Here is a 14,603-nt window from a genome sequence, read left to right on the forward strand (position 1 = left end):
GTCGTTCGGCGAGGCCGCCGCGGACGCGGAGCGCGGGTCGGGCGCGGGTCGGGCGCGGAGCGCGGGGCCGGTCAGATGACCGACGCGCTCCAGGCATCGACGGCGCCGAAGCGGAACGCGCCGATCGACACCGCCTGCTCGCGCAGGAACGGCAGCAGCTCGAGGCGGCCGGCCGTCGTGACCTCGTCCGCGTACACGGTGAGCGAGACGTCGCCCGCGACCGTCTCGGCAACGGCCGCGCGCAGCGTCGCCACTGTCTCGGCGGGGCCCACGAGGCGCAGGCGCCCGGGGCGTGGGGCGACGACGAGGGTTTCGGCATCGCCGTCGGCGGCATCCGGGATGCCACCCGCCAGACGCTGCAACCACTCGGCGTCGCTCTCGACCGAGACCGCGACCCCGCTGTCGCCCAGCAGGTGTCGGACGGCGGCGGGAAGACCCACCGGGGTACTGAGGCTGAAGGCCGAGCCCGAGCGCACCGCGGCCACCAGAACGCGCAGCACCGCCTCCCACGCGGCGTCGGCGGTGGCGCGCACGGCGACATCGACCGGACGGTAACGCCGGAGGTTGCGTTCGACGACCAGGCGCGACACGTCGCGGACGCGACCGAACTCGCGATCCCACGCAACGGCGTCGGCGAGGGCGCCCCGACGGAGCCAGTCGAACGCCTCGTACGACAGGGTCGGTTGGGCCGCTTCGATCAGGGCCGTGATGCGCGAGTCGAGTCCGCGCAGGTGCAGGGTCGACGACGACGCCCCTCCTGACGACGGCCGCCACGATCCGAGGGTGACGAGACGGTTCGGCCCGCCCGACATCGCCCCGTCGCCCACGGACGCCTCGCCCCACCCGCCGAGCGGCTCGCGCTGGATGACGGCCCCCGTCGAGGGACGGTTGACCCGCAGCACGGCGGCCTCGACGGTGTCGAGCCAGAGCTCGAGATCGGCCTCGTCGCGCGTGTGGAGACCGGCGACGAAACCCGAGCCGATCGCGTTCTGCAGCTCGATCGCGCGTGTCACGGTGGGAGCGTGCAGGATGCCGAGCACCGGCGCCGCGACCGCGGCCCGGGTGAGGTGAGACCCGGCGGTGACGCCCGTACGCACGCCCGGCGACCAGAAGCGGCCGGCCGTGTCGGGTCCGAGGTCGAGCTCTCGCGGTTCCACGAGCCAGCGTTCGCCGTCGCCGAGGACGGTCAGGGCGCGTCGCACCTCGCCCGCGGGTTCTTCGACGAGCGGACCGATGTCGGAGAGCGGGTCGTCGGCGGGACCCACACGCAACGACGAGACCGCGTCCTTGAGCTGCTCGGTGAACCACGGCGAGCGACCGACCGCCCCGACGAGGATGACGAGCGACACGGCCGTGGCGGCCTGGCCCGCTCGGGCGAAAGCCCCGGCGACGATGTCGGCGACGGCGGCATCCACGTCGGCGGAGGGGGCGACGATCGCGACGTTGCGCCCGGCGGTGAGCGCCTGCACGGGCAGGGCCGGTCGCCAGGCGGCGAAGCGCTCGGCCGTCGTCCGGGCTCCCGCCAGCAGCACGCGGTCGACGCCGGGGTGGGCGATGAGCGCGCGGCCCGAGGCGTCCTCGTTGAGGTCGACATAGGCGAGCAGGTCGCGCGGCACCCCCGCGGCCCAGAGAGCCTCGGCCACGACGGCTCCGCAGCGCCGTGCGCGCGGCGAGGGCGTGAGCAGCACCCCGGATCCGGCGGCCAGCGCGGCGACGGCCTCGGCGGCGCAGAGCCCGACCGGGGCGTTCCAACGCGGGGCGACGACGCTCAGCCGATCGGGTACGAACACGGCCCCGGGCACGCGATCGAGCTCCTTCGCGGTGGCGGCGTAGTACGCGGCGGCGTCGACGGCCTGGCTCACCTCGGTGTCGGCCTCGGCGAGCAGAGCCCCGCCCTCGGAGGCGAGAACCTCGATCAGCTCGCCCCGGCGCTGCTCGAGGCTGCGTGCGACCGACTGCAGCACAGCGGCCCGGTCGGCGGCGGCGAGCGCACCCCAGGGCTCTGCGGCGGTGCGCACGCGGTCGATGACCGCGTCGAGCCCCGCTTCGTCGTCGATGCGTCCCGCGGCGGCCGTGGCGTCTCCGGCGGTCGAACCGGCGACCCGGCCGAGGGCGGCCATCGACCAGGCGCGGTCGGCGGGGAGCGTCGGGTCGGTGTCGGGCACATTGCGGAACCCGGGTGCGCCGCCCGCGAGTTCCGCGCTCTCGCGAGCCGAGAACACGGCGGTGTCGACGAAGGCCTGTCCGCCGAACAGCATCTGCTGCACGTCGGGGCCCAGAGCGGAGGTGTCGGCGGATGCCGCGGCCTCGCGCGCGATGCCCAGCACCGCCTGCGTGAGTCCGGGCTCGGCGGCGTCGTCGGCCGCGCGCTCGCGCAGGATCGCCGGATCGGCCTCGGTGTCGCGCTGCGGAGCGCGCACGGCGGGCGAGGGAAGGTCGGCTGCGGCCAGGGCGCATCGAGCGCGGGCCGCGATGGATGCGGTCTCGGGGGCGTCCTCGGGCGTGCTCTCGTCGGGCTCATCCTCCGACGCGGGCACCGCCAGCGGCAGGTCGGGGGCACCGGCCACCGCGATCGCGTAGCGGGCGGCGAGGCGCGCGACGACGGCATCGACGTCGTCGGGGTACGCGGTCGGCGCCGTCCACAGGTGCCCCTCCCCCGGTGTCCACGGCGCGGTGTGCGGCACGGCGAGCGCGAGCTCGGCCCCGGCCTCCGTCGCGAGGGACAGGGCGAGGGCGGCACGTTCGGGGTCGGCGGTCGCAAGCTCCAGGGCGAAGCCCTCGATCCCCCTCGGGCTCAGGGCCTCGCGCAGGCCGCGCACGAGGGCGGCATCCACGTCGTCTCGAGCCGTGACCGCCGGGGCGAGCCACCCGTGGCGCGCCGCCGACACGGCATCCGGGGTCTCGATGGGGGCATCGCTCAGACGCAGCGTCAGTCGGGCGCCGCCCTCGGAGGTGCGCACGCGCGCCCACGCCGACAGCTCCCGGACGGCCTCGGGGACCTCGGCGACCGCCGCCGGCAGCTGGACACCGGCCCGGAGCGAGGTGAGGCGCGGCTCCTCGAGCACGCGGGTGAGCACCGCGACGGTGAGATCGAGGTCGTCGCGTCCTTCGGCGACGAGGGTGACGTGGGTGCGCGCGGCGAGCGCATCGAGGAAGACCGGCAGCAGCCGCTCGGCGGCGTGCTCGACCTCGGCGTCGAAGGCCCACGGCGATGGCTTGACCACGACATCGGAGATCGCGAGACAGACCCGCGGGACGTCCTCGCGGGAGAGAAGAGAACGGATGCCGTCGACCCGGCGTCGCGCACCCGCGTCACCCACGACGGCGGGCCCGACGAGGCGCACCTCGACCGGTGAGCCGAGCGCATCGAGCGCGGGGCTGAGCCGCTCGGGGCGCGCGTCGAGCACGAGGGCGGCGAGGAGATCGCGCAGCGCGCGGCGAGCGAGCGGTACGGCGGGACTCGGCAGGACGGGCGCGACGGCTCCGCCGAGCTGCAGGGCACCGCGGACGAACCACGGGAGAGACGCGGGGAGGTCACCGGCGAGCCGGTGCAGCGCGGAGGCGGCCGAGGTCAGCGACTCCGGACGGGAGACGCCGTCGACGGCTGCGGCCAGGAACGCCGCGGCGGCGGGGTCGGCGGGCAGTTCGCCACGACGCGGCACGGAGGCGGGGGCCGTTCGTCGAGAGAACGTCGCGGCGACGCGAGCGGCGCGGGCCGGAAGGCCCGGAGAGAGCGCGGGAACGGGGGCGCCGGGGTCGTTCGTGCTCATGCCCGTCAGCCTAATTAGCGCGTGCGCGGCACCTCGGCGGCCCGCCGCGCAACCCGCGGATCGGCGGCCGGGTCGCAGCTCACGGGGGCCGAATCGCGTGTCCCCCGAATGGGCGACATATTTGCACTCTGATCAGAAATTCACAGGAATTCCTTCGCTTTTCGTCCGCGTCGTGTTTTCATGGCGGTGGGTACCCCGCCATTTATCCCCCTGGATGGAAGGTCACTCCACGTGAACCGCATATCGAAAACCGTCGTGGGCGCCACCGCTCTCGGCCTGTTCCTGACCACCGCCGCCACCGCTCCCGCGCTGGCGCAGACCCCCACGTCATCGCCCGGCGCGGCCGTCGACGGAGTCGACGCCCAGCTGCTCGAAGCGATGGCGGCCGACCTCGGCACCGACGTGGCCGGAGCGCAGGACGTCCTGCGTTTCCAGGCCGACGCGGCCGGGACCGCCGACGAGGTCGCCGCCGTCTCGGGCGACGCCTTCGCCGGCACCTGGCTCGACGAGTCGACGCGCACCGTGTACGCCGCGGCGACCACGGATGCCGCTCGCGAAGCGGCCGCCGAGGCGGGCGCCGTCCCCGTCGCCGCGGAGCACTCCCTCGACGACCTCGAGGCGCTCGCCGCGAAGCTTGCGGCGAGCCCCGTTCCCGACGCGATCCCCTCGTGGTGGATCGACGTCGAGCAGAACGACCTCGTCGTCGACGTGGTGGCCGGCGGCGACCAGGCCGCGGCCGACTTCGTCGCGACGCTCGACGCCCCCGCGGGCGCCGTGCGCCTCGAGACCGGAGCCGAGGCCCCGGAGACCTTCGCGACGATCCAGGGCGGCATCGCCTACAACATCAACAACCAGAGCCGCTGCTCGGTGGGCTTCGCGGTGCAGGGCGGTTTCGTCACCGCCGGCCACTGCGGCGACGCGGGCGACAGCACCACCTACGGCACGTTCCAGGGCTCCTCGTTCCCCGGCAACGACTACGCCTGGGTCAGCACGCCCAACCACACCCCCGTCGGCTCGGTGTCGAACTACTCCGGCGGCTCCGTCGCCGTGAAGGGCTCGACCGCCGCCGCCGTCGGCGCGACCGTGTGCCGCTCGGGCTCGACCACCGGCTGGCACTGCGGCCAGATCCAGGCCTACAACTCCACGGTGCGCTACGCCGAGGGATCGGTCTCGGGCCTCATCCGCACCAACGTCTGCGCCGAGCCCGGCGACTCCGGCGGCTCACTGCTCGCCGGCAACCAGGCCCAGGGCGTCACCTCGGGCGGCTCGGGCAACTGCTCGAGCGGCGGAACGACGTACTTCCAGCCCGTGAACGAGATCCTGCAGACCTACGGACTGCGCCTGCTGACCAGCTGATCCCCCCCCGGTACCCCGGTGCCCCGGTCGCCTCATGGCGGCCGGGGCACCGTTTTTTCGAGCCTCCTGTCCGGGATGCCGCGGTCGCCTCACGGCGGCCGGGGCACCGTTTTTCGAGCCTCCTGTCCGGGATGCCGCGGTCGGAGAGTGGCGGGTCGGTCGCGGTCGCGTCGGCCGAGACCGGATACGTCGTCGACGCGCGGGGTCGCGTCCGCTCATCGACGCCGCGTTGCTACTGTCGGTTCGCCCCGCGTACCAGGAGGACCCATGGCCGTCACCTTCACCGATATGCCCGTCGAGCTGCTGCGGGCCTATCGCCCCGCGCTCGAGGCGCCGACCGACCTCGACACGTTCTGGGCCGACACCCTCGCGCAGGCGCGGACCGCAGCCCGGCCCGCCACCCTCGCCCCGGTCGACGTGCCGGTGCGCGCCCTCAGCGTCTTCGACCTCACCTTCACCGGCTTCGGGGGCGACGAGATCCGCGGGTGGGTCGTGCGCCCCCACGGCGACGAAGTGCTTCCCGCCGTCGTCGAGTACATCGGATACGGCGGCGGCCGCGGCCTCCCGGGAGAACGCCTCAACTGGGCGAGCGCCGGCTACGTCCACGTCATCATGGACACGCGCGGTCAGGGATCGACCTGGAGCGTGGGCGACACCCCCGACCCGCACGGCTCCGCCGCCGCGTACCCGGGCGTGATGACCCGTGGCATCCGGGATCCCCACGACTATTACTACCGACGCCTCTTCGCCGACGCCGTGCGCCTGGTCGACGAGGTGCGAGCCCTCCCCGGTGTCGACCCCTCGCGGATCGCGGTCACCGGCGGCAGCCAGGGTGGTGGGCTCTCGATCGCCGCGGCCGCCCTCGCGGGCGAAGCCGTCGCCGCGGTCATGCCCGACGTGCCGTTCCTGTGCGACTTTCCGAATGCCATTACGCGGACTCCCTCGGCGCCGTTCACCGAGATCACGCGTTACCTCGCCGTGCACCGCGACGACACCGCGAGCGTGCTGCGCACCCTGTCGTACGTCGACGCGGCGATCCTCGCCCGCCGCATCACCCAGCCCGCCTACTTCTCGGTGGCGTTCATGGACGACGTGGTGCTGCCCTCCGGCGTCTTCGCCGCCTTCCACGCGCTCGGCTCCGACGATGCGGCCATCGAGGAGTATCCCTACAACGGCCACGAGGGCGGCGGCCACCGCCACTGGATGAAGCAGGTGGCCTGGCTCGACGCCCGCTTCGGGATGTGATCGCCGGCCGCCGTCATTCCCAGACGCTGGGCGCCGGACGCTTCGTCGAGGGCAGCGCCGAACCGGCGGCCCAGTCGTGCACCCACGACTCGATGTCGGGCAGCCCCTCGGGGCGCCCGACGGCGGCGAACAGCTCGTCGTGCGGGACCGTGCCGCCGGTACGGCGGAGGATGCGGGCACGGATCATCGCCCGGGCGTAGATCTCGCCCCTCACCAGCGCGCGGTGTTCGAGGTAGACCGCGCGATCGTCGTGCCCGATGAGACGGGTCTCGAGCACGAACCGCTGCCCGAGCTCGAGGGAACGACGGAACGTGATGGTCTCGGCGGCGACCACCGCGTACCAGCCCTGCTTCGTCATCGCGGCGAGCAGACCGGTGCGGGTCAACAGATCCCACCGCCCGAGGTCGAACAGCGACAGGTACCGCCCGTTGTTCAGGTGGCGCAGCAGATCGATGTCGGTGGGCAGGACGCGGATCGACACGCGGGCCACGGTGTTCGGATCGATGGGACCTTCGCGACGAAGACGACGGCGGGCACGAGCGAGCACCAGCAGGGTGCGCCAGAGGACGTTCACGAGGGGCGAGCGTAGCGATCCGACCACGGATCGGCGATCCCGTTGTAGACGAGCGACAAGGTGGCCAGCTCGGCGTATAGCGCATCCGAGAGCCGGAGCGCCTCGATTTCACCCGCGACGAGCGCCCGCGTAGAGTCGCGCCATGACTGCGGAAGCCCGAACCGACATCGTCGTCCGTCCGGTAAGAGACGTGGATGCCGAGGCCCTCGGCCGCGTGCACGCGACCTGCTGGCACGAGACCTACGACCACCTGATCAGCAAGGCCGCCCTCGAGGCCGTCTCGCCTCGCCGCATGGCCGAACTCTGGACCCACTGGGCCTCCCAGGGCGAGGATTACCGCATGCACGCGGCCCTCGTCGACGGCGAGATCGTCGGTTTCGTCGGCTCGGGCCCGGCGCGCGACGACGACGCTCCGCGCGAGCGCGAGCTGTACTTCATCTACCTGCTCGACGCGTACCACGGCACCGGTATCGGCCAGCAGCTGTTCGACGCCGCGATCGACGACGGTGAGGGCGTGTACCTCTGGGTCGCCGATGACAACCCCCGCGCGCACCGCTTCTACACGCGCAACGGCTTCACCCTCGACGGCGCCTCTCAGGTGCAGCCCTTCCTCGGTGAGGAGCTCACCGAGGTGCGCTTCGTCCGCTGACGTGCTGCAGATCTGGGCCCTCGACGGCATTCCCGAGATCACCGCGGGCGACGACCTCGTCCGGATGATCCTGGATGCCACGACCGAACCCCTGCGTGACGGTGTCGACGGGTCGCTCCGCGACGGCGACATCGTGGTCGTCACCAGCAAGATCGTGTCGAAGGCCGAGGGTCGGATCATCCACGCCGCGGACCGCGAGGACGCCATCACGCGCGAGACCGTGCGTCTCGTGGCATCGCGCACCTCCCCCACCGGGCACGTGACGCGGATCGTCGAGAACCCCTTGGGCATCGTCTCGGCCGCCGCCGGCGTCGACGCGAGCAACACCCCCGAGGGCACCGTGCTGCTGCTGCCGATCGACCCTGACGCCTCCGCGCGCGCCTTGGCGACCGGGCTGCGCGCCGCGACCGGGGCCCACGTCGGCGTCCTGATCACCGACACGCTCGGCCGCGCCTGGCGCGAGGGCCAGACCGATCACGCCATCGGCGCGGGCGGCGTGCACGTGTTCGAAGACCTGCGCGGAACGACGGATGCCGAGGGCCGCCCCCTCGTCGTGACCCTGCCCTGCGTGGCCGACGAGATCGCCGCGGCCACCGACCTCGTCAAGGGCAAGGCCGCGCGCCGCCCCGTGGCGGTCGTGCGCGGCCGCGGCGACCTGGTGGGAGAGCTCGACCTGCCCGGAGCACGCTCTATCGTGCGCGATCCCGTGCGGGACATGTTCCGTCAGGGAGCCGACGAGGCCTATGCCGAGGGCTTCGCCGCGGGGCGGGCCGCCGCGGGCTGACGCGGCGGGTCATCGCGCGGGGTGCTGACGCCGCGGTCGCGTCGTCCGCGCCTTGCCACCGCTCTCGCGTGTCGAGACCGCAGCCGTTCGGCGAAGAGGACGCATCGCACCGACGGTGGGCGCCCGCGGTCTCGACGCCGACTCAGCGCACCCCGCGGGCGGCGAGGGCCTCGCCGAGCTGGTCGGCGTGCCGAAGCGACAGCACGAGGAACGGCACGATCGAGAGTCGCAGCGACGGCCGCACACCGCGGGCCCGCTGCGCCTCGCGCACCTCGGCAGCCCGTCGCGCCAGCACCGGCACGGTCGTGACCGTGACGGCGAGCAGCAGCGCTGCGCGCTCGGCATCGCCTCCGACCCGCCGCAGCGGGGCGAGTCCTCGCTCGAGGGCGTCGAGCAGCTCGTCCGCGCGCGTCGTCAACGGCAGCAGGGCCGCGATCAGCAGCGCCGCCGTCACGCGCGCGGTGTTCGCGACGGCGGGTTCGATGCCGAGGAACAGCAGTTGCCCCGCCGCGGTGACGACGACGATCCATCGCAGGGCCCAGGTCTGTCTGGCCAGCTCCCGAGCCCCCAGAGCCGACACCGCGTAGGAGGCCCCCGCCACCGCCGCCGCGACCCCCGCGGCCCACAGGGTGGTCGGCAGCACCGCCACCGCGAGGGCGAGCACCGCGACCGCCAGCATCTTCGGGCCGGCGGGGAGCCGATGAAACACCCCCGTCCCCGGCCGATACACGGTCAGCACGTCAGCGACCGCTCATAGCGATCGACGATCCCGGATGCCGCGCCGGCGGCGAGCACGCGACCGTCCGCGAAGAGCACCGCGGCTTCGCATCGTCGGGCGAGGGCGAGATCGTGGGTGACGACGAGCGCGCGGTGGCGTCCGTCTCCGAGCAGATGGTCGGCCACCCGGCGGGCGTTGCGTGAGTCGAGGAGGGCCGTGGGCTCGTCGGCGACGACCAGCGCGGGGTCGCGCACGAAGGCGCCGCAGAGCGCGAGCAGTTGCTTCTGCCCACCGGACAGGTCCGAGGCGGGACGGTCCGCGAGGTCGGTGAGACCGAACCGTTCGAGGGCCGCGGCCACGCGCGCCGCCCGCTCGGGCTTCGGCAGGCGCTCGGGACGCAGCGAGAAGGCGACGTCATCGGACACGACCGGCATCACGATCTGCGCGTCGGGGTTGCTCAGCACGAGGGCGATGCGGCGGCGGTGGGTCGCGGCATCCGTCGCCGGATCCGCTCCGAGCACCTCGAGCGCGCCCGAGGACCGGGGCACGAGCCCCGCGACGACGCGGGCGAAGGTCGACTTGCCGGAGCCGTTGTCGCCGATCACGGCGATCGTGCGGGCATCGAGGTCGAGGGTCACGTCGCGGAGGACGTCTCGGCCGTCGAGGCGTGCGGCCAGGCGAGAGCAGCGGACGGTTCCTCCGCGGATCGTCGGCCTCACGCGCGGGCGATCGCCGCGGGGCGCACCGGAGCGCCCCAGTCACGCCGGAAGCCCCGCGGGTAGGCGCGGACGAGGGTCGAGACCACGACCGTCGCGAGAGCGGCCTTGAGCAGGTCGCCGGGGACGAAGACCAGGCTCGCCAGCGCCGTCTCACCGAGCGGCAGCCGGGTCACGAGACTCTGCACGGGGACGCCGACGGCGTAGATCGCGACGATCCCGCCCGAGACCATGGCCAGACCCGTACGCCAGACGACGGGCCGCCGTCCGCCCGCGTGCACCACGAGGCCGATGACCGCCGCCCCGAGGATCCACCCCAGCGCGTAGCCCGCCGTGGGCCCGAAGAAGACGGCGATACCGCCGCGTCCGCCCGCGAGCAGCGGGAAGCCCACCGCGACGAGGGCGAGCAGCACCGTGACCGAGAGGGCGCCGAGCGCCGGGCCGAGGACGGCACCCGCGATCATGACCCCGAGGGTCTGTGCGGTAATCGGTACCCCGCCGAAGACCGGGAAGCTCCCGGGGAGCCCGAGAACGGCGATGAGGGCGGCGAAGACGGCCACGCGGGCGAGGTCGGTGGCATCGAGGGAGCGGCGCATGGGAGCCTTTCGGATCGGGTACCTGAACACTGTTCACCTGAACGGCGTTCACTATACTCAGACTCATGGCACCGCGAGGACATACGGCCGACGACGTCGCGCGCACCGCCCTGCGGATCCTCGACGACCACGGCCTCCCCGACCTGACGATGCGTCGCCTCGCAACCGCCCTCGACGTGCAGGCCAGCGCCCTGTACTGGCACTTCCCCAACAAGCAGTCCCTGCTCGCGGAGCTGTCCGATCGGATCGTGGGGCGCATGGCATCCGGCACCTCCGACGACCTCCGCTCTCGGGCCGGTGCCCTGCGCGATGCCCTACTGGCCTACCGCGACGGCGCCGAGGTCGTCTCGAGCACGCTCGCTCTGGGCCTGGGCTCGACCCTCGCGCTCGACCGACTGACCGAGGCGGTCGCCGCCGACGGCTTCGCCCCCGACACCGCTCGGCGGGTCGCCACCACGGTGCTGCACTACGTCCTCGGGTTCGTCTGGCACGAGCAGCAGCGCCTGCAGTACGACAGCGCCGGGGCCCGAGAGGGAGCACGGGAAAGGCCCTTCACCGCTGCATCCTCCGCGGACGACTTCGCCTTCGGCCTCGATCTCATCGCCGCGGGGCTGCGCGCGAGCGGTCGCGTCTGAGGCCCGAGCGGCCACCAGGGGAGTTGCAGGGACCACCCGCGTTCGCCGAGACGACCCGAGATGCCGCGCATCGGCTCGTGATCTGGCCCACCGGCTCGTCATCCCGGGACGGCGACCCGCGGCAACGTCAGCGCTGCTTGACCTCGCCGAACAGGCGCGCGATCGGCACGAGCACCGCGGGGCGCGCGGCCACCCAGGCCGCGGCCATCACGACGAGGGATGCCGCGAAGATCAGCAATCCGGTGGGATCGCTCACGAACGCCTCGGGATCGACCGCCCCGCGCGCGGCGTACATGTGGTTCAGGTTGCGCAGGGCGCCGGTCGCGAGGACGAGGGCGACGTGCACGATGATGAACGCCACGAAGAAGAGCATCGTGGGGAAGTGCACCTTGCGCGCCCACTCGACCGGGTACAGACGGTTGAGCTTCTCGGCGTTCTTGGGCCACACGCCCGACAGACGCACACCGCTGACGATCGCCAGAGGCGCGGCGACGAAGGTGATCGCGAAGTACGACAGCTGCTGGAGACTGTTGTAGTTCACCCAGCCGTTCTCGGTGGGCCAGTCGAGAGAGGCGTACTGCAGCGCGGCCGAGAGCGCGTTGGGGAAGACCTCCCACGACGTCGGCACGATCCGCATCCACTGCCCGGTGACGAACAGCAGCACCACGAAGACGACGCCGTTCGCCATCCAGAGGATGTCGAGCGCCTGGTGGAACCACAGCGCGAGGCTGATGCGGCGCTTCTTGTTGTTGCGCGGCGACCAGAAGGCCGAGGGCCTCTTCTCCCGGCGTACCTGCCACCCGGTGCGGATGATCAGCAGCAGGAAGAAGCTGTTGAGGAAGTGCGACCAGTTCAGCCACGCCGGAAGCCCCACCGGAGCGGATGCGGGCAGGTGGTACTCGCCCGGGAATGCCGCGAGGAACTCCCGCCCGGGGCCGATCGCGAGCACGAATCGCGCGAGAAGCACGACGATGCCCACGAGAGCGAGTGCGAAGACGCCGAGAACGGCGGTCGATCCGAGCAGTTGGACGGGCGAGTAGTCGCCGAGGGCGGCTGCCCGGGGCTTCGCGCCGGGTACCGCGCGAGTCGCGGAGCGACGGGCCGCGGCGCCGGGCCAGACGGTGCGTGCGACGGTGAGGGGCGGCCGCGGGGCCGGGTGCGCGAGGGCCCCGGGCGCCTCGGCCGGGGGCACGGGCACCGAGGTCGCGCCGATCGCGCCGTCAGCCGGCTCGGCGGGGGCTGTCACCGCAGACGCCCCAGCGGATTCGGACGCGTGCACCGGATCCGGGCGCGACGGCGCCTCCGACCCGATTCCGCTGCGCACGCCCGAATCCGACGCCGAGCGCGCACCGGATGCAGCGCCGGATGCCGGAGGCCAGGGCTCCCCGCCGGGCTCGCGCGGCAGACCTCGGCGCACGCCGGTCGCCGCGGCGTCCGACGTCACGCTCTGCTGTTCCGGACCGAGCGAAGGGCTCGCGAGCTCGACGGATTCGGACGCGTGCACCGAATCCGGGCGCGACGGTGCCTCCGACCCGATTCCCGTGGACGAACTCGAATCCGCTGCGGGCGAGCCGGCGCCGCGCTTCTCGACGGCCGCTGCGGGGCCGTCCGCGTCATCGTGAGGCGAAGACGTCGAGGGCGCGTCCGAGCCCGCGAGCGGCCAGGGCTCCCCACCGGGGACGCGCGGCAGCCCGCGACGCGGAGTGCGGGGTGTGGACGCCATCTACTTCTTGTGAGCCTCGAGCGCGCTGATGAGTTGCGGGACGACGGTGAACAGATCTCCGACGATACCGAAGTCGGCGATGTCGAAGATCGGCGCCTCGGGGTTCTTGTCGATCGCGACGATCGTGCGAGCGGTCTGCATGCCCGCGCGGTGCTGGATCGCACCCGAGATCCCCAGGGCGACGTACAGCCTCGGCGAGACCGACACCCCCGTCTGCCCGACCTGCGCGGTCGCGGGTACGTACCCCGCGTCGACGGCCGCGCGCGAGGCGCCGACGGCAGCGCCCAGGGCGTCGGCGAGCTGCTCGACGAGGACGAAGTCCTCTTTCGATCCCACGCCCCGGCCCCCGGCGACGACCGTCGCCGCGCCGCGCAGCTCCGGCCGGCTCGAGGGAGCGGTCGTCTCGGAGAACGCCTCGACGCGCGCGGAGGGCATCGCGGATGCCGGCACCTCGAGGTCTCGCACGGCGAGCGGCTGCGCGTCGAGGCGCCCCTCGACCGCCCCGGGCCGCAGGGTCGCGACGAGGGGCCCGAAGGTGGGCGCGCCGTCGACGGTGAAGGCACCGCCGAACACCGAGTGGTGGGCCACCACCCCGAGGTCGTCTCGAGCGACGCCGACGACGTCGGTGGCGAGGGGCAGGCGCAGCCGCACCGCGAGGCGGGCCACCGCATCACGCGATTCGATGGCGTTCGAGGCGAGCACCAGGTCGGGGCTCTCGGCTGCCACCGCGGCCGCGAGCACGTCGACGACCGGGCCGGTCAGCAGGGCGGGGTCCACCTCGGCGGAGAGGACGCGGACCGCCCCGAGCTCCGCGGCCTCCCCGGCGGCGCGGTCGAGCACCCCGGCGGGGGCCGCGATCACCGCGACCGGCTCTCCCACCGCGTCCGCGGCCACGAGCAGCCCGGGGGACGAGGCCGCCAGCGCTCCCGAGGGCAGCACCTCGAGCAGCACGAGAGCAGTGCTCATCACGCCACCCCCTCGGCCACGAGGAAGGCCGCGAGCTTCTCGCCGGCATCGCCCTCGTCGACGATCTTCGTCCCGGCCTCTCGCGGCGGCCTCTCGGCGACCGACAGCATGATGTACCGGGCCTGCGCCGGGTCTTCGGCCTCGACGCCCAACTCGACGGCATCCGGGGTCTCGTACGGCTTCTTCTTCGCGGCCATGATGCCCTTGAACGTCGTGAACCGCCCCTCGGGCAGCGCCTCGGTCACCGAGACCACCGCGGGAAGCGACGCCGACACCCGCATCGTCCCGGCATCGCTCACGCGGTCACCGGACACGGTGTCGTCGGTCACCTCGAGACTCGACAGCGCGGTGAGCTGCGGCACGCCGAGCACCTCGGCGACCATCGCCGGAACGACTCCCCCACCGCCGTCGGTGGAGAGGTTGCCCGCGATGACCAGGTCGAACCCCGTGCGCCGGATGGCTGCCGCGAGCACGTCGGCGGTCAACAGCAGGTCGGCACCGCGCAGGGCGTCGTCGACGACGTGCACGGCCGAGGTCGCGCCCATCGCGAGCGCCTTTCGCACGGTCGCCGTGGCCGAGGCCGGAGCCATCGTGAGCACCACGACCTCGGTGCCGGGGTTCGCGTCGGCGTATGCGAGGGCGGCTTCGACCGCGCGCTCGTCGATCTCGTCGAGCACCGGGGCCGACGCGGCACGGTCGGAGAGCCCGGTCTCGAGGTCGAGGCGACGCTCACCCCAGGTATCGGGGACTTCCTTGATCAGCACCACGATCTTCATCGATCATGCTCCTTCGGTGAGAGGACGAATGCCGCCGCCCCGCGGCAGCGGCCGGACTCGGAGCGCCGACGGGCTCAGCCGCCGCCGGGCAGCGC

13 protein-coding genes are annotated in these 14,603 nt (G+C 73.3%); 5 read left to right on the top strand and 8 right to left on the bottom strand.

Annotated elements, in window-relative coordinates; genetic code table 11:
* Nucleotides 1–71 precede the first annotated feature (71 nt).
* On the bottom strand, nt 72–3,770 hold the full coding sequence (locus QE416_RS03425; RefSeq protein ID WP_307313498.1) for an aldehyde dehydrogenase family protein: 3,699 nt from the start codon (nt 3,768–3,770) through the stop codon (nt 72–74).
* A 255-nt stretch (nt 3,771–4,025) separates the two neighbouring features.
* On the opposite strand from QE416_RS03425, the gene QE416_RS03430 reads away from it, so the two are divergent.
* Nucleotides 4,026–5,126, top strand: coding sequence for a S1 family peptidase (locus QE416_RS03430; RefSeq protein ID WP_307313501.1), 1,101 nt, complete (start codon nt 4,026–4,028; stop codon nt 5,124–5,126).
* A gap of 267 nt (nt 5,127–5,393) precedes the next feature.
* Nucleotides 5,394–6,371 (top strand): acetylxylan esterase, encoded by a 978-nt coding sequence (locus QE416_RS03435; protein WP_307313504.1) that lies wholly within the window; start codon nt 5,394–5,396, stop codon nt 6,369–6,371.
* A 13-nt stretch (nt 6,372–6,384) separates the two neighbouring features.
* On the opposite strand, the gene QE416_RS03440 is transcribed toward QE416_RS03435, so the two are convergent.
* Nucleotides 6,385–6,945, bottom strand: coding sequence for an acyl-CoA thioesterase (locus QE416_RS03440; RefSeq protein WP_307313506.1), 561 nt, complete (start codon nt 6,943–6,945; stop codon nt 6,385–6,387).
* 142 nt (nt 6,946–7,087) lie between these two features.
* Here QE416_RS03440 and QE416_RS03445 point away from each other — a divergent pair, with 142 nt between their 5' ends.
* Together QE416_RS03445 and cofE are read left to right on the top strand one after the other, a co-directional pair.
* Nucleotides 7,088–7,594, top strand: a complete 507-nt coding sequence (locus QE416_RS03445; RefSeq protein WP_267788390.1) for a GNAT family N-acetyltransferase — start codon at nt 7,088–7,090, stop codon at nt 7,592–7,594.
* Nucleotide 7,595: 1 nt separating this feature from the next.
* The gene (gene cofE / locus QE416_RS03450) at nt 7,596–8,378 is read left to right on the top strand and encodes a coenzyme F420-0:L-glutamate ligase (RefSeq protein WP_307313510.1); all 783 of its coding nucleotides are present in this window, start codon (nt 7,596–7,598) and stop codon (nt 8,376–8,378) included.
* 142 nt (nt 8,379–8,520) lie between these two features.
* Here cofE and QE416_RS03455 read toward each other — a convergent pair whose 3' ends face one another.
* Genes QE416_RS03455 through QE416_RS03465 form a run of 3 tightly spaced genes read right to left on the bottom strand, consistent with a single transcriptional unit; the run spans nt 8,521 to nt 10,408 of the window.
* Nucleotides 8,521–9,117, bottom strand: a complete 597-nt coding sequence (locus QE416_RS03455) for an energy-coupling factor transporter transmembrane component T (protein ID WP_307313512.1) — start codon at nt 9,115–9,117, stop codon at nt 8,521–8,523.
* Nucleotides 9,111–9,815: an energy-coupling factor ABC transporter ATP-binding protein gene (locus QE416_RS03460; RefSeq protein ID WP_373458834.1), complete on the bottom strand. Its 705-nt coding sequence runs from the start codon at nt 9,813–9,815 to the stop codon at nt 9,111–9,113. Before QE416_RS03460 ends, QE416_RS03455 begins: the two co-directional genes overlap by 7 nt.
* Entirely contained in the window at nt 9,812–10,408 is a 597-nt protein-coding gene (locus QE416_RS03465; RefSeq protein WP_307313513.1) for a biotin transporter BioY, read from the bottom strand. The genes QE416_RS03460 and QE416_RS03465 overlap by 4 nt, the downstream gene beginning before the upstream one ends.
* A gap of 65 nt (nt 10,409–10,473) precedes the next feature.
* Between QE416_RS03465 and QE416_RS03470 the strand changes: the two genes are divergently transcribed.
* Complete coding sequence (locus QE416_RS03470; protein ID WP_307313515.1) at nt 10,474–11,043, top strand: TetR/AcrR family transcriptional regulator C-terminal domain-containing protein; 570 nt, start codon at nt 10,474–10,476, stop codon at nt 11,041–11,043.
* Nucleotides 11,044–11,170: 127 nt separating this feature from the next.
* On the opposite strand, the gene QE416_RS03475 is transcribed toward QE416_RS03470, so the two are convergent.
* The 3 genes from QE416_RS03475 to QE416_RS03485 all read right to left on the bottom strand — a co-directional run bounded on the left by QE416_RS03475 (nt 11,171) and on the right by QE416_RS03485 (nt 14,508).
* Nucleotides 11,171–12,487, bottom strand: a complete 1,317-nt coding sequence (locus tag QE416_RS03475; protein WP_307313517.1) for a cytochrome b/b6 domain-containing protein — start codon at nt 12,485–12,487, stop codon at nt 11,171–11,173.
* 279 nt (nt 12,488–12,766) lie between these two features.
* Complete coding sequence (locus QE416_RS03480; RefSeq protein WP_307313520.1) at nt 12,767–13,732, bottom strand: electron transfer flavoprotein subunit alpha/FixB family protein; 966 nt, start codon at nt 13,730–13,732, stop codon at nt 12,767–12,769.
* Nucleotides 13,732–14,508 (bottom strand): electron transfer flavoprotein subunit beta/FixA family protein, encoded by a 777-nt coding sequence (locus tag QE416_RS03485; protein WP_307313521.1) that lies wholly within the window; start codon nt 14,506–14,508, stop codon nt 13,732–13,734. Before QE416_RS03485 ends, QE416_RS03480 begins: the two co-directional genes overlap by 1 nt.
* Nucleotides 14,509–14,603 lie beyond the last annotated feature (95 nt).

This window comes from Microbacterium sp. SORGH_AS_0421, from assembly GCF_030818635.1.
GTDB lineage: Bacteria > Actinomycetota > Actinomycetes > Actinomycetales > Microbacteriaceae > Microbacterium.